This window comes from Halomonas sp. NYA30 (genome assembly GCF_976980765.1).
Genome location: NZ_OZ334477.1, coordinates 2,683,584 through 2,704,083 on the forward strand (window position 1 = coordinate 2,683,584; position 20,500 = coordinate 2,704,083).

The following is a 20,500-nucleotide window of genomic DNA, read 5'->3' on the forward strand; positions in this document are numbered from 1 at the left end:
AATCACAGACTAAGCCAAACCCACTTTACTAATGAACGCCAAGCCCAGGTCTATGACTGTGAACACCCCCAATGGAAGTGAAAAAAGCCGCGCTAAGCCTGTTCGCAAAGGCCTGCACCCGAAGAATCTACACAACCAAGGCTATGACTTTCCTGCTCTCGTAAAAAGCCACCCAGCGCTAGTCCCCCATGTGAAACCGAACGCTTATGGCCAACTTTCCATCGACTTCGCAGATCCATTGGCCGTCAAAACGCTCAACGCCGCGTTATTAAACCGATACTACAATATTGTCGATTGGGACATACCAGAAGGCGCGCTTTGCCCTCCCGTCCCAGGCAGAGCCGACTATATCCATCACATGGCGGACTTAATTGGGCTTGGACCTGAAAAGCCCAGCATCAAGCTGCTCGATATAGGAACGGGGGCCAATGGCATCTACCCGCTACTGGCCTGCCAAATTTACGGCTGGCAGTGTGTGGGTAGTGACATTAACGCTCAGTCGCTTGAGAACGTCGCCACAATTATCGCCAACAACCCCACGCTTAAAGATCGCTTCACGCTGCGCACGCAGCCCGATAAAAACCATATTTTTGAAGGGATCATTCAAGCTGGGGAGTTCTTTGACGTCAGCGTATGCAACCCACCCTTCCATGCCTCGCTCGATGAAGCACTGAAAGGTAGCCAGCTTAAACGCAATAACCTTGCGCGTAGTCGCGGTGAACAAAAAGCAAACACCCAATCGCCCGTTCTGAATTTTGGCGGACTGGGAGCAGAGCTTTGGTGTAAAGGCGGCGAACAGCTGTTTCTTAAAAAGCTCATAAGAGAAAGCCAGGTGTATTCAACTCAATGTCGCTGGTTTAGCAGTTTGGTTTCAAAAGCCGAGAATGTTAAGCCTGCCAAGAAGCTGATTAGTAAGCTCGGTGCCGTTGATAGTCGGGAAATAGAGATGAAACAAGGAAATAAGGTGACGAGGATATTGGCCTGGACATTTATGTGAGCCGTTCTTTAGGAGCCGCATGATGATGCGAAACCTGCCGTGACATTACTCGAACACATATTATCCGCCATGCTTATCCTGACCCGTTTAGCCAGGACGATAAGCATGGCCTTCCGCTTTGTGCCGCCTCTATCCGATGCCGATGCTCATAAGATCATTCCTGTCAAAGGGAGCTAAGAGAACTTGCCATCTCGTCCAATTTATTGGAAAGCGCTCGGTAGGACAGTTTGGGTTGATACTGGGCATCGTAAATCAGCCCGTTACCATGGTTGTAATAGTCGTACCACTCATTAAGTGACGACCAACGATCGGTGAAGCCCCACATGGTGAACGAGTGTGCACCCTCTTCGATGCACGCTTCCAAGTACTGGGCATACCAATCGGCTACGGCCTTTGGGGTATCGGCATAGTTCTGATACTGGTTAATGTCCAGCTCCGACACCCGTACCTCGATACCCAGCGACTTGAAGCGGGCAATGGCCGACTTCAAGTGTGCCTTGGTCACAGAAGAAGTATTGCGTTGCCAGGACGCCTGGTAATCAGCGTTCACGTCTTCGTGCATCTGCAAGCCAATACCATGAATGGGCACGCCGGCGGTTTGCAACTCGACCACCAGGTTGAACAGGAAGTCCTGTTTGTCACCCGCCTCTTCACACCCCCACTCATTAATGAACAGCAGTACATCCGGATCCACTTCATGGGCTTTACGTAATGCCCGTTCAATGTAGCCACGTCCTAATGCCTGGTACCAGACGGAATCACGGAGCTGGTCTGTCCAGTCCAGGAACGGCTCGTTGATCAAATCGAACGACACCATGCGGCCCTTATAGCGGCCAAACAACCTCGCTATATGCTCGTCGAGGATCTCCCCAACTTCGGTAGCGGTGATAGTTCTATCGAGCCAGCCATCCCAGAGCCACTGCGGGGTCGCTTCGTTCCACGCCACCGTGTGGCCATGCACCTCCATGCCATTACGTTCGGCGTAGTCGATCAGCTTGTCCGACTCGTAGAAGTCGTAGACCCCACGGGCAGGCTGGATGAACTGGAACTTCATGCAGTTCTCAGGGGTGATCTGGTTAAACTCATTGCCCAGAATCGTGCGGTACTGCTCATCGAACACCATCGGGTACGTGGCCACCGCGGTACCGATGCGGAACTTACCGGCCTTGTCACGCAAGGTGCCCGCAGTCTTAGGCACACTACGCACAGGCGTCTCTTCCACGGTACCGGTCGTGGTGATCTGAGTGACAAGGAACGTTGCACCCACATTGGCTTCATCCAGGCTTAGATAAACCACCCCATCGGCAAACAGACACATATCCGACTGACGGGTTACTTCCACACCGTTGGTCAGGAACACAAGCTCGGTGCCCTCACGCTTGAAGGTGTAAATCACATTGGTGCCGACACTGGCAGCAGCATTTCCCGACTCGGTATTGTCAGGGTGATACATTGTCCAGTAACACCAGTCTCCATTGACGATCTGGGCCTTGAAGGTGCTCTGCGCGTAGTACCACTCATCCTGCACCATCGGGATAACCCCATGGAACAGGAAGTAGGTGGAGTTGGCGGCAGTCAGCGTAGCGGTGATATTGATCTCAAAGTCACCGGAGACCTGAAAGCGCATTGCCAGGTTGAGCGACGGATTATGTACCGGTGAGTCTGTGCTTTCAGGCAACGGCGACAGCTTACGGTCGAGGCCTTCAAACAGCACACCATTTGATTGCACAGTGGCACCAGAAAAACCTTCCCACAAATGTAATGGAACATTGGTCACGGGAATCCCTCAAAGAAATGTACCAGTGGGTTTTCACACGCATTAATTGTTGGGTTTGGAGGAACAATTGCTCTTTAAGCGCAGGATGCTGACCACTGCTTGACCTGCCAACACTTAGGCGCCAGTGGTGGTTTTCTATAACGCGAAGCGCACCGATAGGTTTGACGTCACGAAGCGGAGAAAAAAGTATTCGAGTGACGCACCGGATTAGCTGTTCCCAAGCATGTACGCACGAAGCTGCCGCTCCTCTCGCATAACATAGAGGACAAGAACCCGCATCTCATCCTCACGATAAAAAATGCGACATGGTGGAACAACGACTTCTCTATACACCGAATTAGGGAGTTCTGCAGGCATCCGCCCGGATTGGGGGAAATCTTCCAAGCGCTCGATTTTATCGAAAATCTCTTCTAACAGGCGGCTCGCAGCTCCAGGATTATCTAGAGCAATGTACTCTGCGATTGCGTTTAACTCTTGAAGGGCTGGCTCAGTCCAGATTACTTCAGCCATTTACTCATTTTCTCCCTGGCCTCACTTTGACTGTACGTTCTTCCCTCAAGTACAGCACGCTCTCCCCGTGAGAGCCCCTCAAGTAGCTCAAGCCGACGCTGCATGAATTCGTAATCTTGCACATCAACAAGATAAGCCGATGGCTGGCCATGTTCAGTGATCAGCACCGGCTCTTTAGACAGATGCAGGTCTGCTAAGATTTTTGTGGCTTGGCGTTTAAGGTTTGTAACAAGCTCAACTTTCATGGGCTCATCCCTGATTCAAATTGATAGTGACACTATAGTATCACTATGCAGGTGGAACAATTACAGCTAACGCCCGCAATAAACGGCGCGAGGAACGAGCGTCCGGCGACCGAAGGGAGCGAATTTAATTGCTTTGTGTACGCCCAGCATGGGCATGAACTAATGAGGTGGAAGTCCTCTGTAGGAAGATCACCGCCTCACCCTGATATTCAGGATAGTAGGCGACAACTACTAGCGAATGGCAAGGGCAAGACCGCGAGGTCTTGTCTGGAGGAAGCCGGACGCAAAACTGCGAGCTGATGAACAAGAACATCATACGAGGCGTAGGCTGGAGGCGAGTTGGCACAAGACAACGAAGCCAGGTGATCTAACGGCCACCGTAAATGATGCAGCAGTGCAGTGAAAGTTCATGCGCTTATCTGGGGAGATCTGCTTAACCAGCGATCGGTCAGCTAACCAGTCAGGCTCTGGTCTATAAGTGCCTGGGCTTTTCAGCCTCATCAACTGAAAAGAGCAAACCGATGAAAACCGATAGCGCGAACTGGGGCAACCCTGTGCGTGATTAAGCAGAGGTCAGCAGAAGGCATAGTAGCCAAATGCCTGCCGTAATGGGCAGGACAGGGTGAAGGCCTGAACATTCAGTAAAAGGAGGAGCCTTGTCACACTTGAATACGCGAATGCCGAACGGCAATGACACGACTCAGCGTGCTGACTCGAAGCCAGCCTTTAGCAGCGATCTGTTCGAGCAATTTCTTTCGCCTGCCAATTTACAGCAGGCATGGAAACAGGTTCGAGCCAACAAAGGGGCCGCCGGGGTGGATGGGATGACGATTGAGGCCTTCCCAGCCTGGGTGAAATCCGGTGAGTGGGACGAGGTAAAAGACCTGCTTCTTAGTGGTCGCTACTACCCACAACCGGTTAGGCGTGTGGAGATCGACAAACCCGATGGCGGCAAGCGATTGCTGGGTATTCCAACGGTGATTGATCGAGTTATACAACAAGCCATTGCTCAGGTGCTCACCCCGATCTTCGACCCGACCTTCTCACCCAATAGCTTTGGGTTCAGGCCGGGTAGAAATGGACACCAAGCGGTCGAGCAGGTGCAACAGATCATCAAGCAGAAACGGCGTATTGCTGTAGATGTCGATCTGTCCAAGTTCTTTGACCGAGTGAATCACGACCTGCTGATGTCGCTACTGAGCCGACGGGTTCATGATAAGCGATTGAAGCAGCTGATCGCTCGGTATCTACGAGCTGGGTTTATCGATAACCAGCTCTTCCAGGAGACGCGAGAAGGTGTTCCGCAAGGGGGGCCTCTGTCCCCTCTGCTGGCCAACATCATGCTCGACCCTCTGGATAAAGAACTGGAAAAGCGTGGCCACCTCTTTGCACGCTATGCCGACGACTTCATCATTCTGGTCAAAAGCCAGCGTGCCGGAGAAAGGGTGCTGAAAAGCATCACCCGCTTTATAGAAGACCGCTTGTCACTGGTGATCAGCACCGACAAAAGTCAGGTAGTGAGTGTCAATGAAAGCAAGTTCTTGGGCTTTACCTTCAAGAACGGGCGAATCAAATGGCACCCGAAAGCCCTGCTGAAATTCAAGCAGAGAATTCGGCAGCTCACTAACCGAAACTGGGGCGTCAGCATGAGATACCAGCTCTTTAAGACCAGCCAGTACATTGCGGGCTGGATCAATTACTTTGGCATCGCCAACTGTTATCAAGAGTGTTACGAGCTTGATCACTGGATACGCCGACGAATCCGTATGGCCTATTGGCGGCAATGGCGGAAACCCCGCACCAAGGTAAGAAACTTAATCAGGCTGGGTGTTCGAGTGCAGGCTGCCGTTGCCTGTGGCATCACCAGCAAAGGCCCGTGGCGCAGCTCCAAAACGCCGGGTATTAACCAAGCATTATCGGATGAATACCTGAAGAAAGCCGGTTTGGTATCACTGCGCGATGGATGGATCAAGCTTCACTACTGAGTGAAACGCCCTGTGCGGTTCCGCATGCAGGGTGTTGTGGGGGCTGGGGGCTAGACACCCCCGGCTACCCGATTATATTTTATTTTCGTCTCTAGTTCCATCATCTTTTCTTATTTTTAAAGATGGCAGTTGCTCACTTTCTAAGACCACTGATATGTCTCTTATATTACCAATAGGGAATCTCAATGCACTCGGGTTTTCATCGATTCCCCCAAATAAAACAAAACGAAATTCACTTTGATACTCGTACTCCGAAAACTTCCGGAATGGCCCCATTTTCCCATGATGTTCGCGTTTATTGACGTACTCGACCGGCCCTATTATAAGCCTCTTCGGGGAGGCTTTTGCTGCTTCTTCAAATCGTCTAACAAACTCTTTAGAATCTTTAATTATTACAGCAGTATCACCGAATCCAATATTTCTTTTATCAAAGTAAAAATTAGAGTCATCCGTAAACATATACATACAAAGAAAATTTTTGTTTTCTTTATACCCGTTTCGATATATCAGAGGGCTTATCGCACATCCAATCGGAACAAAATTACCCTCGCTATCTTGAACAGCAATCTCTTTAAACTGCAACGCTTCGTCTGCTCCTTCATCCGTATCTGATCGGAGAAAACCATCACCTTCAATGCTGGTGAAATAAGCATCAGTATTCATGTAAAGATTCCCATCAAGAAAGTCGTTCAAGTATTCCTGAGGAAGAATCTTAACTAGTATGATCTCGTATGACATCGACCACCCGAAATATAACGCTGAAGCGCACCGGTGGCTTTGTCGCAGCGCAGCGGAGACAAAGGCATCCGAGTGACGCGCCTGGTTAAATTACTACCGCTCACCTTCAAGGCCATGCCATACCCGGAGAATGATGATGGCACTGGGATGGAGCGAATATCGAACGACATATTTCCCGAAAACCATATCTCGAACAGAGTCAGGCACCGGTGCCATTTCAACTGGTGTGCCCATCTTGGGAAAATCAGGAAGCAATTCGATTTTGCCAACCAGTTCGGTGGCGATCCGGGCTGCCGCCGATGGATTGTGGACTGCAATGAACTCCCTGAGGCGCTGTAAATCTTCAATGGCTTCGTCCGTGTAAACCAGTTTCACTTACCTGACCTCGGTGCATCCTGCTCGTTGTCGGTTCCCCAACTATTAAGCCAGCTGTGAACCTCGCGGGCATCAACAACCTTGCCTTGTGCAGCGGACTCCATTGCTTCTAAGGTCTGTTTCCAGCGCTCTTGCTCCAGCTGCTGCTTTTCTATGTACTCCGATAATGCTTGGTTAATTACCCAACCTTTGCTCCGGTGCAACCTGCCAGCAATTGCTTCCAGGTGCTGTTCAACTTCTGCTTGAAGGCGAACCGTGGTGACGCTCATGACTATACCCTCGAGTTTGGCTACTACGATGTATTACAACATAGTCTACGAGGGTGCGGCAAAAAATTTAACGCTGAGGTAACCGGCGCCGGAGCGCAGCGGAGGGAACCAAAAGCGGTACGCTTTTGGCGTCCGGTTGACCGCCTGGTTAATGGCCGTTCACCACCGTGGTTGAGTCTGGAATCAAAGGCCGCATGCCCTCTCCCGGACAACTTGCACCAACTCAACGGATGCGACAGGGACCAGAACGCAAAAGCCGCCGGCCCGATTACCGTTTAAGACGGACGGCCCCGAGACTGGGGCACGCCATGAATACCAATACCGCAGACTATTTTGGCAACCAAACCCGACAGCGAATTTTCCGGCCTTGGCGATCACCAGCATGAGCGGGCTTTGCACCAAACCTGATGCCAAGGCCTTTGCACCGCACCCGCCAAAAACCCACAAAAGCCGGCCCATTAACGCCAGCCAGCATGCGCGGCTACGGAATGAAGGCGAAGCCGCAATGCAGTAGGCGTCGCGTGCCTGGCCTTGTTAGCTATTCTCTGACGTTTCTTCCTTCATTGCAGCGCTGGCAATGACCAATGCAGCCCCTACAATGAGCAATGTGAAGTGGCTATAGTTTCCCGGACACACAGACGCAGGTAGTATCTCCTGCTTATAGAGGTGTGTCATGACTCAGAAGAAAACCAATTCTTATACCGACGAATTCAGAGAAGGTGCCGTCAAACTGGCGATAGAATCGAATCAGCCAGTTGCCCAGTCCGCCCGGGAACTGGGGGTGAACGTCAATACACTGCATACCTGGATCAATAAATTTCACGGCGAACCACCGCCAGGCTCCGGTAAGCAGGTAAATGACGTGCATCTGTATGAGGAGCTAAAACAGCTGCGTCGTGAAAATGCCCGCCTCAAGGAGGAGCGGGAACTGTTAAAAAAGGCGGCAGCCTTCTTCGCCAAAGAATCACGCTGAAATACACCTTTATCATGCACCATCAGAGCGAATTCAGCATCGCTCTGATGTGTCGGGTGTTTGACGTTTCTCGAAGCGGTTATTACGAGTGGCAATTACGGCCGCCCAGCTTGAGAAACCAGCGAGATGAAGCGTTGAAGGCCAACATTCATAAACACCATCAAGCCAGCCGAGCGACGTATGGGACGCGACGTCTCCAGCAGAAGCTGTCTGAAGAGAATGAATCCGTCAGTCGGCGTCGCATTGGTCGATTAATGCAGGAGGAAGGTTTGGCGTGCAAAACAAGGCGCAAGTTCAGGGCAACGACGAACTCGAAACATGATAAACCCATTGCTCCCAACCTGCTGGATCGACACTTCACCACGGAGAAGCCCGATCAGGCTTATGTGGGGGATATCACCTACATACCGACGCGGGAGGGGTGGCTTTACCTGGCGGTGTTTATCGACTTGTATTCGCGCGCTGTCGTAGGTTGGTCAATGGATAGTCGCATGCCGACCTCGCTGGTCAATGATGCGCTCACCATGGCGATTTGGAAGCGTAGGCCTAATGCCGGATTACTAGTTCATAGCGACCGCGGAAGCCAGTATGCATCGGACAACTTCCAGCAGCTGCTGACGCAACATGGTTACCGGTGCAGTATGAGTCGTAAGGGAAATTGCTGGGATAATGCCCCGTCAGAAAGCTTCTTCCACACGCTAAAGACGGAACTTGTTCACCATGAAGACTTCAGGACGCGGGCTGAAGCGAAGCAAGTCATCTTCGAGTATATCGAAGTGTTTTATAACCGGGTGCGGCTGCACTCCAGCAATGGCTATATGAGTCCAGTGGACTATGAGTCAGCGCTACCAGTAGCTGCTTAGAAATATGTCCGGAAGACTGTTGCCACATCAATGCCCATCCCCATTGAAGTTGAACAGACTGCATTGCCATATCTGCTAAACCACGAAATGGGTTGCCTGCGAGCTCTGTCTCCATATCGGCTTTTGCTTGAGACATTTTTGATTGAAAGTTGATGAAAGTAAAAAGCATGACCCCAAGGCTTCCGATGCCCGTAAACCAGAGACCTTTGTATTTGTTTGCCAATACTAAGACGAGGGAAATTACCGCCAGAATTAAGACTATTGTTCCATCTCCTTTACCGTTCTGGAAGTAGTTCATGTTTCCCATAATTGGTACGCTCACAATCGGTGTGAAAACTCCGATAAAAAGGATGATTGAACCGATTAATCCGAGCAGTTGTTTTGTCTTCATATCTTCTCCCTTTTGTATTGCTAACGCCCGGCTCACGCGCCGGTTTGGAGCCGCGAAGCGGCGGAAAATCGGTCGCTGTGCAGCCGATTGTTAGCGTCTGGGCCCACGATTTCCTCTATTTATTCTTGCTCTAATGGTGTCGGAGTTATTTCTTAAGAAATTTGTTTTGCGAGCACAAAAGTCGTATTTACTGGAAATCTCGGTGCTACCTGCCTTTAAATTCACCACTCTATAATGCCCAGAGTGTGAGCCTGTTGAGAAAACCACGACATCACCATTCTTGGTAGTAAATAATTTGACGTCATTCTTATGAAGAAGATCTCTTATTTCTTGCTTTGGGTGCTTAAACTGATTTGCGTAGTCCGCACTAGCAATTGCAATGGTGGGTTTTACCGCTTTAACAAAGGCGGAAGTTGTAAACCCATTACTCGCACCGTGATGAGCTAGGATCATTATATCGGTTTCTTGGTTAATAGTCCTCTGACGCCGAAGCCCTGATGCAATATTGTTGCATTCTACGTCCCCCAAACTAAGAACATTGAAAGACCCTGATCTGAAATGCTTTACAGTCGAATTATTGTTAGAGCTTTCAGCATTTATAAACTTGGGGTGGTGTAACGTATCTTTATACCCATAGTTTTCAGCTTTATCTAAGCTGCTTATATATTCTGGAGTTATGCTAACTATCTTTTTACTGCCTTTCCCTTGCCTCTCATAAGCCCGAATAACTCTTAGACTCTCTTTTCCAGACTCGGAGTGAGGAGCATATCCGGGATATTCGATTTTCCTTGGGTTTAGCTCACTAAGAATTTCTTCCAGCTGGGATGGAGAGCAATGATTTCTATCCCAAGAGGTGATGTGGAGGCTATCTATTCGGGCAACCTCACAAAACCCCATCTCCTGTTTAATGCTATCTTTATTGGTTTCGTTGTAGCGAGCCTCTATAAGTGTAAAGCTATCTCCATTATAGTAAGAGAAGGAAGACCCCGCGCTACACAATTGGTAAGCTCTAAATCGAGTAACTTTGCTTTTAACTGTCAATTTTTCACCTTATCAACAGATTTATCTTTACTAGCTTCAATTCTTTTTACGATGTAACTAGTTTGCTTCTTATAAGAAAACCCTAGCAGCACTACCAGAATCGGAAAAATTGCATATTTTATATAAGATTCCAAGCTATCAAAGATTTCTATTATACTTTTTCCTATCACGACGAAACACAGAAGTAGCAACGCAGAGAGAACCGATCGATACATGTTATTCGTTTCAGATAGGATCTCAATTTTAGGATCAGATTTAACAGCATTTATAAAATCTGAATACTCTGAAAACTTTACGATTTTTAGCCTCTTCATGATTGGCTCCAAAACCAATGACCCAAATCTACTAATTACCAAACCAACGAAGTAATACAAGAACAATCCAGTTACTATGGAATCCTGGACCAGCGGTATGAAAAAGTATCTATCTGCAATAACGCAAAAAAGCACGCCCGGGAATAAATAATTAAATATATTATATGACGATAATTTATCTATGAAATTTTCCACATTTTCCCCATCTCGATACTTGATCATGGTGAACGCTAACGCCCGCAATAAGCGGCGCGAGGAACGAGCGTCCGGCGACCGCAGGGAGCGTACTTAATTGCTTGGTTATGTTTCGTCATTCGCGGAGCCGCTTCTTGTAAACTGACTCAATATCACTGACAGCATTTTTGATCTGCTGAGTAAAGTCATCTTCATCATTAATGAAATAGACAATTTTATCATTCGCGGCTACTCGCTCGGGGCTTCGATCTACTTGGGCACCAGGCCCTGCATAAGCGCCCTTTAACCAGAAATGGAGCCAAATTTCGGAATGGAGCTTACCGATAAGCTTTTGAAGTGCATCGAAGTGATCTTGCTCTCCCCATATGGCTCGTGCTTCGAGAGCCAAGGTTCTCAATTCCGCTCGCTTTTCATTCAGCCTTTGCAACCGTTCAGAGTATATTCGTTGCTCTTGCTCCAGGGCTCTGCCTGCCTCAACTTCCTCTTTTCGCAGATGAAGCATTGGGCTCCTTACCGCCTGAATCGCGTCCTCAATCTTGTAAGTTGTTGTAAGTATATTTTTAGCAACTTCGAACTTGGAGGTTCCATGCAGCTGACGACGCCATGTATTCAACCCAAGGATACCGATTGCCAGCGCCCCGAAAGTTCCAATGATCGCCACTAAATCTTTAGTGAGGCTGATGTCTGCTGATGTAAGGTTGAGGCAGATACTCAAATTTCTCTCCTAGAAACATAACGCTTTGCACAGCGGCGCGAGGTACGAGCGTCCGGCGCCGAAGGCGCGTACTGCTGCAACTTGTTACGTGTTGATTGGCACAAACTCGCGCTCAATTAAGTTAATTACTGAGGCAACTGTTTCAGTGCTTATACTCATTACTTTTGCACCACCCTTTTTGCCTTGCTCTACGTCAAACCCACGGCCTTCAAGGAACTCTTTAATATCATCATAGACATCCCTGCTCCGGCCTATAGAGAGATGATGCTTGCCCGACTTCCTTGCATTTACGTAGTAAGTTAGCTGTTTATCATCACTGAAAAATGTTGGCCCAGCAATCCGTGAACTTGATCTAAGAGGCTTCTCTAGTAAATCTGAAATCTCACCAAGTAAAATATGGTCAGACTTTTGTTTGGCTTCTACTTCTTTACGAAGGACGCTTTGGGTATAGGCGTCATTACTTTGTTCAATCGGTAATTCTTTCGCACCAATTAGCTCCATAATTGGTTGCATACGCTCTACTAGAGTATCGTCTTTATCTAAGAACCATTCACCCTCAATTCGGCTGTCATCTAGGAGCATGTGTAATGCATTTTCAACAGCCCTTGCGTCATGATGCTCCCAAGCAGCGATACATTGCGCCTTTATAGGAGATTTGGTATTGCTTATCTGTTGTAACCTTGAACTAAGGCTTGCATTCCCGGCTCCAGTTATACCCACTTTCTTATACGGAATATCGACATTCCCACCAATATCTACATGGCGCATTACATAGATAATATTTTGCATTATTCAAAAATACTCCGAACTCTTAAAGACACGTAACGCTGAGGTAACCGGCGCCGGAGCGCCAGCGGAGGGAACCAAAAGCGGTACGCTTTTGGCGTCCGGTTGACCGACTGGTTAGATTTCACTCTACCCCCCACGCTTCCTTTTCGCTGTCGGTCATAGATGAGCAAATCTGGCGGAAAGTATTGCTGAATTCGGAACTGACGTTTCCATGGGCTCTATAGTTCGTCAGCAAATATCGTTTCACGGTATTCGGCCACTTACCTGCACTATGAGCGTCATTGATGATGCCCTTTGCATCATGATAGCTAGTACCTTTGCGGACCTCGCCAAGTCTGCGTTCGAAATCTGCGAAGGTCCACTCATCAGATCGTGCCTCAAATTCATTGAGAAGTTTTTCTTTGTACTGCGCCATTAACATGCTTGCCTCCTTATTCGTGGGTAACTCGGAAATCTAACGCGGAGCACAGCGGCGCCCTGTCAAGGGCGTCCGGCGGCCGCAGGCCGCGTACTGGTGCGTATTGTTAGATGCCGGTTACCCGGCACTTTGTTGCGGCACCCAATGCCGAATGCCCACTCCCAATACTTTGAACCAGCTCGACCCATGGCGCTAGGAACCAGGGCACGGAATGCGCCGAAGACGCACGATGGGATGCCGGATTGCCCCGCGACCTGAACACCCAATTAGCTGCCAAAACTGATGCCTGACTGAGGGCTGTGTTCTGCCTGCCGGCAACCACTGAAACCGCGCCCGAACACAACACCAAAAAGCACCGGAGTAAGGCATTTAACGCTGAGCACAGCGGCGACCTTGGAATGGCGACGAAGGAGCCATGGAAAGGGCGTCCGGCGGCCATCGGCCGCGTACTGCTGCGACTTGTTAAGGGCCTGTTCACCCTTGGTTTTTATTGGGCACCCAATGCTGAATGCCAACTCCCGATACTGTGTGCCAGCTTGACCCATTGCGCCAGGAACCAGGCCACCGAATGAGCGGAAATTACCCGACGATTACGCCGGATTGCCCCGCGACCTGAACTCCAAATTACGCGCCGAAGCCGTTGCCAAACTTAGGGCTGTTTTCTGCCTGCCGGCAACCTGCCAAGCGGCGGTAAAACACCAAACCAAAGAACACCGGAGCAAGGCCTTTAACGCCCAGCTCAGCGGACAATTGAAGCGAAGCGGAAATTGTTCCGCTGCAGTTGATTGTTAAATTGCATTGCTAGATTATCTCCTCTGTCTCGCCGGACAGAAACCTATGAGCTTGGTAGTCGATTACGTCATGAAGCTTTTCTTTGTACTTTTCTTCATCAAGAAACCAGAACCCCCTACCACAGGTTTTACCTGTGCGTACTGGCTTGGTATTGAAGCTCGTGCCTATATAAAATCTTTCGCCAACGCGATAGCCCGTAACGCCAACAATACGCTTTTCGTTCTCATCATTATATTCATCTAGAACTTCGTGAGTGGCAATGCTCTTGAGCCTTTTCTGTGATACCCATTTTACAGGCCAAGAATGACCAGTCTGATCTACGACTTCTACCTTGTAGATCTCGGTTATACAGAGACTTTCATGCAAGGAGATAAAGAACTCAGACTTTTCACCTTCGTTTAATTTCACTGCCGACTTCGGATGTTGACGCCAAATCCATCGCCCTTTTTTATGCTGAAAGTACTTAGTAGCTCTTTGTCTCCAGGTTCTTGGAAGAATGAAATACTTAATATAGTCAATAGAAACAGGTCGTCGTCCTACTGCTCTAACCGTGATTTTATGTTTTGGGGTTTTAGGACCATCATAGCCAAAGGAAGACTCACATTTGAGTTTTGGCTTGTTTAGCCCGTGCTGCCTGAATCGGAGCCATAGGCCAAGTAAACCAGCTAAAGTGCCGATGGTCCCCGTAACAGCTCCCCAAAGAGCAAGGACTTCAGTTTGAATCATAACTCTCCTTGCAATTTAACGCTTTGCACAGCGGCGCGAGGTACGAGCGTCCGGCGCCGAAGGCGCGTACTGCTGCAACTTGTTACGTGTTGATTGGCACAAACTCGCGCTCAATTAAGTTAATTACTGAGGCAACTGTTTCAGTGCTTATACTCATTACTTTTGCACCACCCTTTTTGCCTTGCTCTACGTCAAACCCACGGCCTTCAAGGAACTCTTTAATATCATCATAGACATCCCTGCTCCGGCCTATAGAGAGATGATGCTTGCCCGACTTCCTTGCATTTACGTAGTAAGTTAGCTGTTTATCATCACTGAAAAATGTTGGCCCAGCAATCCGTGAACTTGATCTAAGAGGCTTCTCTAGTAAATCTGAAATCTCACCAAGTAAAATATGGTCAGACTTTTGTTTGGCTTCTACTTCTTTACGAAGGACGCTTTGGGTATAGGCGTCATTACTTTGTTCAATCGGTAATTCTTTCGCACCAATTAGCTCCATAATTGGTTGCATACGCTCTACTAGAGTATCGTCTTTATCTAAGAACCATTCACCCTCAATTCGGCTGTCATCTAGGAGCATGTGTAATGCATTTTCAACAGCCCTTGCGTCATGATGCTCCCAAGCAGCGATACATTGCGCCTTTATAGGAGATTTGGTATTGCTTATCTGTTGTAACCTTGAACTAAGGCTTGCATTCCCGGCTCCAGTTATACCCACTTTCTTATACGGAATATCGACATTCCCACCAATATCTACATGGCGCATTACATAGATAATATTTTGCATTATTCAAAAATACTCCGAACTCTTAAAGACACGTAACGCCCAGCTCAGCGGACAATTGAAGCGAAGCGGAAATTGTTCCGCTGCAGTTGATTGTTAAATTGCATTGCTAGATTATCTCCTCTGTCTCGCCGGACAGAAACCTATGAGCTTGGTAGTCGATTACGTCATGAAGCTTTTCTTTGTACTTTTCTTCATCAAGAAACCAGAACCCCCTACCACAGGTTTTACCTGTGCGTACTGGCTTGGTATTGAAGCTCGTGCCTATATAAAATCTTTCGCCAACGCGATAGCCCGTAACGCCAACAATACGCTTTTCGTTCTCATCATTATATTCATCTAGAACTTCGTGAGTGGCAATGCTCTTGAGCCTTTTCTGTGATACCCATTTTACAGGCCAAGAATGACCAGTCTGATCTACGACTTCTACCTTGTAGATCTCGGTTATACAGAGACTTTCATGCAAGGAGATAAAGAACTCAGACTTTTCACCTTCGTTTAATTTCACTGCCGACTTCGGATGTTGACGCCAAATCCATCGCCCTTTTTTATGCTGAAAGTACTTAGTAGCTCTTTGTCTCCAGGTTCTTGGAAGAATGAAATACTTAATATAGTCAATAGAAACAGGTCGTCGTCCTACTGCTCTAACCGTGATTTTATGTTTTGGGGTTTTAGGACCATCATAGCCAAAGGAAGACTCACATTTGAGTTTTGGCTTGTTTAGCCCGTGCTGCCTGAATCGGAGCCATAGGCCAAGTAAACCAGCTAAAGTGCCGATGGTCCCCGTAACAGCTCCCCAAAGAGCAAGGACTTCAGTTTGAATCATAACTCTCCTTGCAATTTAACGCTGAGGTAACCGGCGCCGGAGCGCCAGCGGAGGGAACCAAAAGCGGTACGCTTTTGGCGTCCGGTTGACCGACTGGTTAGATTTCACTCTACCCCCCACGCTTCCTTTTCGCTGTCGGTCATAGATGAGCAAATCTGGCGGAAAGTATTGCTGAATTCGGAACTGACGTTTCCATGGGCTCTATAGTTCGTCAGCAAATATCGTTTCACGGTATTCGGCCACTTACCTGCACTATGAGCGTCATTGATGATGCCCTTTGCATCATGATAGCTAGTACCTTTGCGGACCTCGCCAAGTCTGCGTTCGAAATCTGCGAAGGTCCACTCATCAGATCGTGCCTCAAATTCATTGAGAAGTTTTTCTTTGTACTGCGCCATTAACATGCTTGCCTCCTTATTCGTGGGTAACTCGGAAATCTAACGCTTTGCACAGCGGCGCGAGGTACGAGCGTCCGGCGCCGAAGGCGCGTACTGCTGCAACTTGTTACGTGTTGATTGGCACAAACTCGCGCTCAATTAAGTTAATTACTGAGGCAACTGTTTCAGTGCTTATACTCATTACTTTTGCACCACCCTTTTTGCCTTGCTCTACGTCAAACCCACGGCCTTCAAGGAACTCTTTAATATCATCATAGACATCCCTGCTCCGGCCTATAGAGAGATGATGCTTGCCCGACTTCCTTGCATTTACGTAGTAAGTTAGCTGTTTATCATCACTGAAAAATGTTGGCCCAGCAATCCGTGAACTTGATCTAAGAGGCTTCTCTAGTAAATCTGAAATCTCACCAAGTAAAATATGGTCAGACTTTTGTTTGGCTTCTACTTCTTTACGAAGGACGCTTTGGGTATAGGCGTCATTACTTTGTTCAATCGGTAATTCTTTCGCACCAATTAGCTCCATAATTGGTTGCATACGCTCTACTAGAGTATCGTCTTTATCTAAGAACCATTCACCCTCAATTCGGCTGTCATCTAGGAGCATGTGTAATGCATTTTCAACAGCCCTTGCGTCATGATGCTCCCAAGCAGCGATACATTGCGCCTTTATAGGAGATTTGGTATTGCTTATCTGTTGTAACCTTGAACTAAGGCTTGCATTCCCGGCTCCAGTTATACCCACTTTCTTATACGGAATATCGACATTCCCACCAATATCTACATGGCGCATTACATAGATAATATTTTGCATTATTCAAAAATACTCCGAACTCTTAAAGACACGTAACAGGTATTAGACGGCGCGTCCTATGATTGGATGAACGCGCCAGCATGTTTACTTAGCAAATGTAGCCTACCTTTTCGTGCATAACCACATGATTTTAAAATAAATTAATATTAATTAGGCTGCATTTGCAGAATTCGCATGCTTGCGCGTTTTGCCAAGCTCAATAATACTGTATGTATATCCACTGCCAGGAGACAGACACCAAATGGATATGCAAAGCAGGCCTCCGAAACTAATGGATCGTGTGAAAGCTGTTATGCGAGTAAAGCGCTACAGCCCACGTACTGAAAAAACATACTGTTACTGGATACGTTACTTCATTCGCTATCATGGGGTGCGACACCCAGCCAGTATGGGCTCTTCTGAAGTCCAAGCTTTTCTGGAGCACCTTGCCGTAGAGCGATATGTGGCTGCAGCTACACAAAACCAAGCGCTTAATGCTTTAGTATTTCTGTATCGCCATATCCTTGATATGCCATTGGGTGATATTGGTACCTTTTCACGAGCTAAACGCCCGCGTCGATTACCTGTCGTGCTTTCTCACGAAGAGGTTATGCGCGTATTAAATCAATTGTCTGGGCCTATGAATTTGATGGCAACCCTTATGTATGGCTCGGGACTGAGACTCATCGAAACGTGTCGTTTGCGCGTAAGAGATATTGATACCGAACGCCATATCATCACCGTCAGGGCAGGGAAAGGTGATAAAGACCGAACCACTTTACTACCCGCTGTCTGTCTTCCCGCGTTAGAGGCGCAAATTGAGTCGGCTGAACGGCAACTTGCCTATCGGCTAGCACGTGGTCGCGTACCAGTAACTTTACCTCATGCTCTGGACCGTAAGTACCCAAACGCAGGTATTTCCCTAGGTTGGCAATGGCTGTTTCCTGCCAGCCGCCCATGCTGTGATGATGCCGGGAACGTCGTTCTTCACCATATTCATTCATCGGCTGTGCAAAAGGCCGTGAAGCAGGCGATGAAATCTGCATCATTGCCACGTCCAGGCTCTTGCCATACCTTACGGCACAGTTTCGCCACCCAATTACTAAGCCAAGGCACGGATATTCGCACAGTACAAGAATTGCTAGGCCACAAAAGTATCGAGACAACGCAAATTTATACGCATGTAATAGGTAAGGAATTTGCAGGTGTGCGCAGCCCTTTAGGCTAGTCAAAAGCAAAGCACGCTACCGCCCCGGTGCATCTGGGCTGCGTTAAAACGCTCCGCTTGTGACCGTGTTTGGCTAATTAATCATACTTTATTCACAAACCCACCTCAGGTCACGTGTTGAGGCGAGAAAGGGCGTTGTATTTAAGTTGAATAACTTACTTGGTTTTTGTTCGGGCATCGCTTCGCGATGCTTCCGCGGGTGCCTCATTTGCTCGTTCCTCGCAAATTCGTTACCACGCGCTACGAAATGTGGCTATGCATGTATTAGTGCCAACCAAGGGCACTGCTGCCTCGCTCGTTACTAGGCGCTACGAAAGCCCCTCCCCTAACTCTTAGCTTACTGCTGGCCTTCCTTTGCAAATCCGATTAGCCTGCTAATTCACTATTAAGGGTTTGGCATGCAAGAGACGACTTCTCGGCAGCGCTTGGCGGGCGTGCTGATTCTGCTTGGCTTGATCGCACAAATTATTGGCTTTACAGGCTTATTGGGCACTGCCCATGCGGTGAGCTATTTGCTGTGGGTGGCGGTTTTGTTGCTGTGGCGGGATATTCCTCGCCGCTCGCGGGCTCAGGCGGGTGTGTTGATGGCGCTGGGTACGCTGATGCTACTGGTGGCGCGGTTTGTGTATGGCGCTGAAGTGGATTGGCCTGCGATGCTGCAGGGTAATGCCTTTGTGGCGGCGATGCTGGTGGGCGTTAGTTTTATCTCGCTGATTGGCAAGCAAGGCACTAAGGGTGCAACAGGCCAACGGGTGACTGGGGCGGGCGGTATTTTACGTACCTGGCTGGGGGTGCACTTTCTGGGCACGATTTTAAATCTCTCTACTGTGTTTATGGTGGGCGATAAGCTGGCCCGGCGTGGGCCGCTGACGACTCCGCAACTACTGGCGCTTAACCGGGGGCTTTCAAGTGCTGCGTTGTGGTCACCGTTTTTTGCTTCCATGGCGGTAGTGATCGCGTTGGTACCCGATGTGCAGTATGCGCAAATTGCCGTGGTGGGCTTTCCCATGGCGATGCTGTCAGGGCTGTTAACCACACTGGAACTAAGACGCCGATTTGATCTTACCGAAGTAGATGGTTTTTCGTTGTCGCCGCGCAGCCTACTGATGCCGGTGGGCATGGCGGCACTGGTGATGCTGTTTCACTTTTGGCTCACCCCTTCCCTTACCATCGTCAGCATTATTACCTTTCTGCTGCCTGGCGTGGCGGTGCTGAGCAACCTCCGCGATGGGCCACGTTTTACCCTACGGCGCATTCGTCAGCACACCACTACGCGGCTACCCGCCATGCGCGGGGAGATTTCGCTGTTTTTAGCCGCGGGGCTTTTGACGATTGGCCTTTCGACGCTGGTTAGTGCTGCGGCAGGTAGCGACTGGACCCTGTTCACGCGTTTCGGCACGCCTCAGGCGATGATCAGCTTTGCGGCGATTACCTTAAGCGCGCTGGTGGGCCTTCACCCAATTATTGGCGTTTCCGTACTGGCGTCGATACTGAACCTGCAGAGCGGCGAACAGACTTTGTTTGCCTTTGTGGCATTAAGTTCGTGGGCGGTGGGTACCAGCGTGGGGCCGCTTTCAGGGATCAACCTTTCGCTACAGGGGCGTTATGGGGTAAGCGGTTATCGCATGATGAAAAACAACCTGCTCTACGCGGCGGTGATGAGCCTGCTTTCGCTGGTCGCGATCGCAGGCGTCAGTTATATAGTGGGTTAACCGGCTCGCTTAGGTCTCGACGATTTTATTGGGGAAGCGGTAGAAGTAGCGATGACCGCACTGGTGGCAAGGTTCCAGCCGCGCCACGTTAGGCAGCATTACTTGGGCGTCGCAATGGGTACAGGCCATTAAACCGGGTGCTGCCATTTCACCTTCGCAGTAGTCGGCGCGGGCGGCTTCTAAGTCCTCTTCAAAGCGCTCGCGGTCTACCACGCTGCGGTCAGCAATGGAGAGCAACGACTCCGCCACGCGACGGGAAAGACCTTCAAGATCAATACCCAACCAGCTGGCGACTTGCTTGCCGGTGTCCGCCATGTAGTAGCGCATATCTTTAAGATCGCGCTCTACCCAGGCACGCAGCAGCGCTAGCTCGTCTTTGGTGTACTCTTCCAGCTCCGATTCAAACTCAACCGCGTCGTCTAGATCCTTCTGTAAGTTTTCCCAGGTTAACTCGTTAGCGCCGCCCTGCATCCGCTCTAACAGTCGTTCGTAGCCTTCGCGTAGGCGATTGTCATTCTGTTGTTCACTCATGGTACCTCTCCTTTTGTCGACGCATGCAGATCCTATCCTCGGCTTACCGTTCAAGGATACACCTGCATAGGATACAATCGACCTCACTTATCTGACAGTAGTCATCTAACATTCACTT

At 49.0% G+C, this 20,500-nt stretch carries 21 protein-coding genes; 5 read left to right on the forward strand and 16 right to left on the reverse strand.

The genetic code is table 11. The features are described from left to right. Positions 1 to 52 precede the first annotated feature (52 nt). Positions 53 to 997, forward strand: coding sequence for a 23S rRNA (adenine(1618)-N(6))-methyltransferase RlmF (gene rlmF / locus ACWI0H_RS12440; protein WP_485876220.1), 945 nt, complete (start codon positions 53 to 55; stop codon positions 995 to 997). A gap of 163 nt (positions 998 to 1,160) precedes the next feature. Here rlmF and ACWI0H_RS12445 read toward each other — a convergent pair whose 3' ends face one another. The 3 genes from ACWI0H_RS12445 to ACWI0H_RS12455 form a co-directional block, all read right to left on the reverse strand. Beyond that, positions 1,161 to 2,774 (reverse strand): endo-1,4-beta-xylanase, encoded by a 1,614-nt coding sequence (locus tag ACWI0H_RS12445; protein ID WP_485873584.1) that lies wholly within the window; start codon positions 2,772 to 2,774, stop codon positions 1,161 to 1,163. Between the two features lie 207 nt (positions 2,775 to 2,981). Beyond that, on the reverse strand, positions 2,982 to 3,284 hold the full coding sequence (locus ACWI0H_RS12450; protein ID WP_290675810.1) for a type II toxin-antitoxin system RelE/ParE family toxin: 303 nt from the start codon (positions 3,282 to 3,284) through the stop codon (positions 2,982 to 2,984). Then, positions 3,272 to 3,529 (reverse strand): type II toxin-antitoxin system Phd/YefM family antitoxin, encoded by a 258-nt coding sequence (locus ACWI0H_RS12455; RefSeq protein WP_022990189.1) that lies wholly within the window; start codon positions 3,527 to 3,529, stop codon positions 3,272 to 3,274. The genes ACWI0H_RS12450 and ACWI0H_RS12455 overlap by 13 nt, the downstream gene beginning before the upstream one ends. A 656-nt stretch (positions 3,530 to 4,185) precedes the next feature. On the opposite strand from ACWI0H_RS12455, the gene ltrA reads away from it, so the two are divergent. Then, positions 4,186 to 5,514 (forward strand): group II intron reverse transcriptase/maturase, encoded by a 1,329-nt coding sequence (gene ltrA, locus ACWI0H_RS12460; RefSeq protein ID WP_336275325.1) that lies wholly within the window; start codon positions 4,186 to 4,188, stop codon positions 5,512 to 5,514. Between the two features lie 72 nt (positions 5,515 to 5,586). On the opposite strand, the gene ACWI0H_RS12465 is transcribed toward ltrA, so the two are convergent. The 3 genes from ACWI0H_RS12465 to ACWI0H_RS12475 form a co-directional block, all read right to left on the reverse strand. Beyond that, on the reverse strand, positions 5,587 to 6,177 hold the full coding sequence (locus ACWI0H_RS12465) for a hypothetical protein (RefSeq protein ID WP_485873585.1): 591 nt from the start codon (positions 6,175 to 6,177) through the stop codon (positions 5,587 to 5,589). Between the two features lie 168 nt (positions 6,178 to 6,345). Beyond that, a complete protein-coding gene (locus tag ACWI0H_RS12470) occupies positions 6,346 to 6,627 on the reverse strand; it encodes a type II toxin-antitoxin system RelE/ParE family toxin (protein WP_023012028.1) in 282 nt (93 codons plus the stop codon). After that, positions 6,624 to 6,896, reverse strand: a complete 273-nt coding sequence (locus tag ACWI0H_RS12475) for a CopG family ribbon-helix-helix protein (protein ID WP_022989998.1) — start codon at positions 6,894 to 6,896, stop codon at positions 6,624 to 6,626. Before ACWI0H_RS12475 ends, ACWI0H_RS12470 begins: the two co-directional genes overlap by 4 nt. 673 nt (positions 6,897 to 7,569) lie before the next feature. Here ACWI0H_RS12475 and ACWI0H_RS12480 point away from each other — a divergent pair. Beyond that, a protein-coding gene (locus ACWI0H_RS12480) for an IS3 family transposase (RefSeq protein WP_336270105.1) occupies positions 7,570 to 8,732 on the forward strand; the annotation gives its coding sequence in 2 pieces (ribosomal slippage) (positions 7,570 to 7,843 and positions 7,843 to 8,732; 1,164 coding nt in all). 481 nt (positions 8,733 to 9,213) lie between these two features. Here ACWI0H_RS12480 and ACWI0H_RS12485 read toward each other — a convergent pair. From ACWI0H_RS12485 to ACWI0H_RS12525, 9 genes are all read right to left on the reverse strand, one after another. Beyond that, positions 9,214 to 10,164 (reverse strand): ComEC/Rec2 family competence protein, encoded by a 951-nt coding sequence (locus ACWI0H_RS12485; RefSeq protein ID WP_485873586.1) that lies wholly within the window; start codon positions 10,162 to 10,164, stop codon positions 9,214 to 9,216. Positions 10,165 to 10,788: 624 nt separating this feature from the next. Continuing rightward, complete coding sequence (locus ACWI0H_RS12490) at positions 10,789 to 11,388, reverse strand: hypothetical protein (RefSeq protein WP_050713458.1); 600 nt, start codon at positions 11,386 to 11,388, stop codon at positions 10,789 to 10,791. 84 nt (positions 11,389 to 11,472) lie between these two features. Continuing rightward, on the reverse strand, positions 11,473 to 12,177 hold the full coding sequence (locus tag ACWI0H_RS12495; RefSeq protein ID WP_485873587.1) for a GIY-YIG nuclease family protein: 705 nt from the start codon (positions 12,175 to 12,177) through the stop codon (positions 11,473 to 11,475). Between the two features lie 121 nt (positions 12,178 to 12,298). Then, entirely contained in the window at positions 12,299 to 12,598 is a 300-nt protein-coding gene (locus ACWI0H_RS12500; RefSeq protein ID WP_485873588.1) for a hypothetical protein, read from the reverse strand. Between the two features lie 798 nt (positions 12,599 to 13,396). Next, positions 13,397 to 14,113, reverse strand: a complete 717-nt coding sequence (locus ACWI0H_RS12505; RefSeq protein ID WP_485873589.1) for a hypothetical protein — start codon at positions 14,111 to 14,113, stop codon at positions 13,397 to 13,399. An 82-nt stretch (positions 14,114 to 14,195) separates the two neighbouring features. After that, positions 14,196 to 14,900 (reverse strand): GIY-YIG nuclease family protein, encoded by a 705-nt coding sequence (locus tag ACWI0H_RS12510; RefSeq protein ID WP_485873587.1) that lies wholly within the window; start codon positions 14,898 to 14,900, stop codon positions 14,196 to 14,198. A gap of 106 nt (positions 14,901 to 15,006) precedes the next feature. Next, a complete protein-coding gene (locus ACWI0H_RS12515) occupies positions 15,007 to 15,723 on the reverse strand; it encodes a hypothetical protein (protein WP_485873589.1) in 717 nt (238 codons plus the stop codon). A 104-nt stretch (positions 15,724 to 15,827) separates the two neighbouring features. Then, positions 15,828 to 16,127 (reverse strand): hypothetical protein, encoded by a 300-nt coding sequence (locus tag ACWI0H_RS12520; protein ID WP_485873588.1) that lies wholly within the window; start codon positions 16,125 to 16,127, stop codon positions 15,828 to 15,830. Positions 16,128 to 16,227: 100 nt separating this feature from the next. Next, a complete protein-coding gene (locus tag ACWI0H_RS12525) occupies positions 16,228 to 16,932 on the reverse strand; it encodes a GIY-YIG nuclease family protein (protein ID WP_485873587.1) in 705 nt (234 codons plus the stop codon). A gap of 241 nt (positions 16,933 to 17,173) precedes the next feature. Here ACWI0H_RS12525 and ACWI0H_RS12530 point away from each other — a divergent pair, with 241 nt between their 5' ends. Together ACWI0H_RS12530 and ACWI0H_RS12535 are read left to right on the forward strand one after the other, a co-directional pair. Next, complete coding sequence (locus tag ACWI0H_RS12530; RefSeq protein WP_290673205.1) at positions 17,174 to 18,139, forward strand: integron integrase; 966 nt, start codon at positions 17,174 to 17,176, stop codon at positions 18,137 to 18,139. 398 nt (positions 18,140 to 18,537) lie between these two features. Then, positions 18,538 to 19,851, forward strand: coding sequence for a hypothetical protein (locus ACWI0H_RS12535; protein ID WP_336274553.1), 1,314 nt, complete (start codon positions 18,538 to 18,540; stop codon positions 19,849 to 19,851). 9 nt (positions 19,852 to 19,860) lie between these two features. Here ACWI0H_RS12535 and ACWI0H_RS12540 read toward each other — a convergent pair whose 3' ends face one another. Next, a complete protein-coding gene (locus ACWI0H_RS12540) occupies positions 19,861 to 20,382 on the reverse strand; it encodes a zinc ribbon-containing protein (protein WP_336274552.1) in 522 nt (173 codons plus the stop codon). Between the last annotated feature and the right edge of the window lie 118 nt (positions 20,383 to 20,500).

Excerpts from the sequence above, each read along its gene's own strand:
- ACWI0H_RS12535 (WP_336274553.1), top strand. The coding sequence starts at position 18,538 with ATGCAAGAGACGACTTCTCGGCAGCGCTTGGCGGGCGTGCTGATTCTG.
- ACWI0H_RS12505 (WP_485873589.1), bottom strand. The coding sequence starts at position 14,113 with ATGATTCAAACTGAAGTCCTTGCTCTTTGGGGAGCTGTTACGGGGACC.
- ACWI0H_RS12515 (WP_485873589.1), bottom strand. The coding sequence starts at position 15,723 with ATGATTCAAACTGAAGTCCTTGCTCTTTGGGGAGCTGTTACGGGGACC.
- ACWI0H_RS12520 (WP_485873588.1), bottom strand. The coding sequence starts at position 16,127 with ATGTTAATGGCGCAGTACAAAGAAAAACTTCTCAATGAATTTGAGGCA.
- ACWI0H_RS12530 (WP_290673205.1), top strand. The coding sequence starts at position 17,174 with ATGGATATGCAAAGCAGGCCTCCGAAACTAATGGATCGTGTGAAAGCT.
- ACWI0H_RS12500 (WP_485873588.1), bottom strand. The coding sequence starts at position 12,598 with ATGTTAATGGCGCAGTACAAAGAAAAACTTCTCAATGAATTTGAGGCA.
- ACWI0H_RS12475 (WP_022989998.1), bottom strand. The coding sequence starts at position 6,896 with ATGAGCGTCACCACGGTTCGCCTTCAAGCAGAAGTTGAACAGCACCTG.
- ACWI0H_RS12465 (WP_485873585.1), bottom strand. The coding sequence starts at position 6,177 with ATGAATACTGATGCTTATTTCACCAGCATTGAAGGTGATGGTTTTCTC.
- ACWI0H_RS12495 (WP_485873587.1), bottom strand. The coding sequence starts at position 12,177 with ATGCAAAATATTATCTATGTAATGCGCCATGTAGATATTGGTGGGAAT.
- ACWI0H_RS12455 (WP_022990189.1), bottom strand. The coding sequence starts at position 3,529 with ATGAAAGTTGAGCTTGTTACAAACCTTAAACGCCAAGCCACAAAAATC.
- ACWI0H_RS12510 (WP_485873587.1), bottom strand. The coding sequence starts at position 14,900 with ATGCAAAATATTATCTATGTAATGCGCCATGTAGATATTGGTGGGAAT.
- ACWI0H_RS12450 (WP_290675810.1), bottom strand. The coding sequence starts at position 3,284 with ATGGCTGAAGTAATCTGGACTGAGCCAGCCCTTCAAGAGTTAAACGCA.
- ACWI0H_RS12525 (WP_485873587.1), bottom strand. The coding sequence starts at position 16,932 with ATGCAAAATATTATCTATGTAATGCGCCATGTAGATATTGGTGGGAAT.
- rlmF (WP_485876220.1), top strand. The coding sequence starts at position 53 with ATGACTGTGAACACCCCCAATGGAAGTGAAAAAAGCCGCGCTAAGCCT.
- ACWI0H_RS12540 (WP_336274552.1), bottom strand. The coding sequence starts at position 20,382 with ATGAGTGAACAACAGAATGACAATCGCCTACGCGAAGGCTACGAACGA.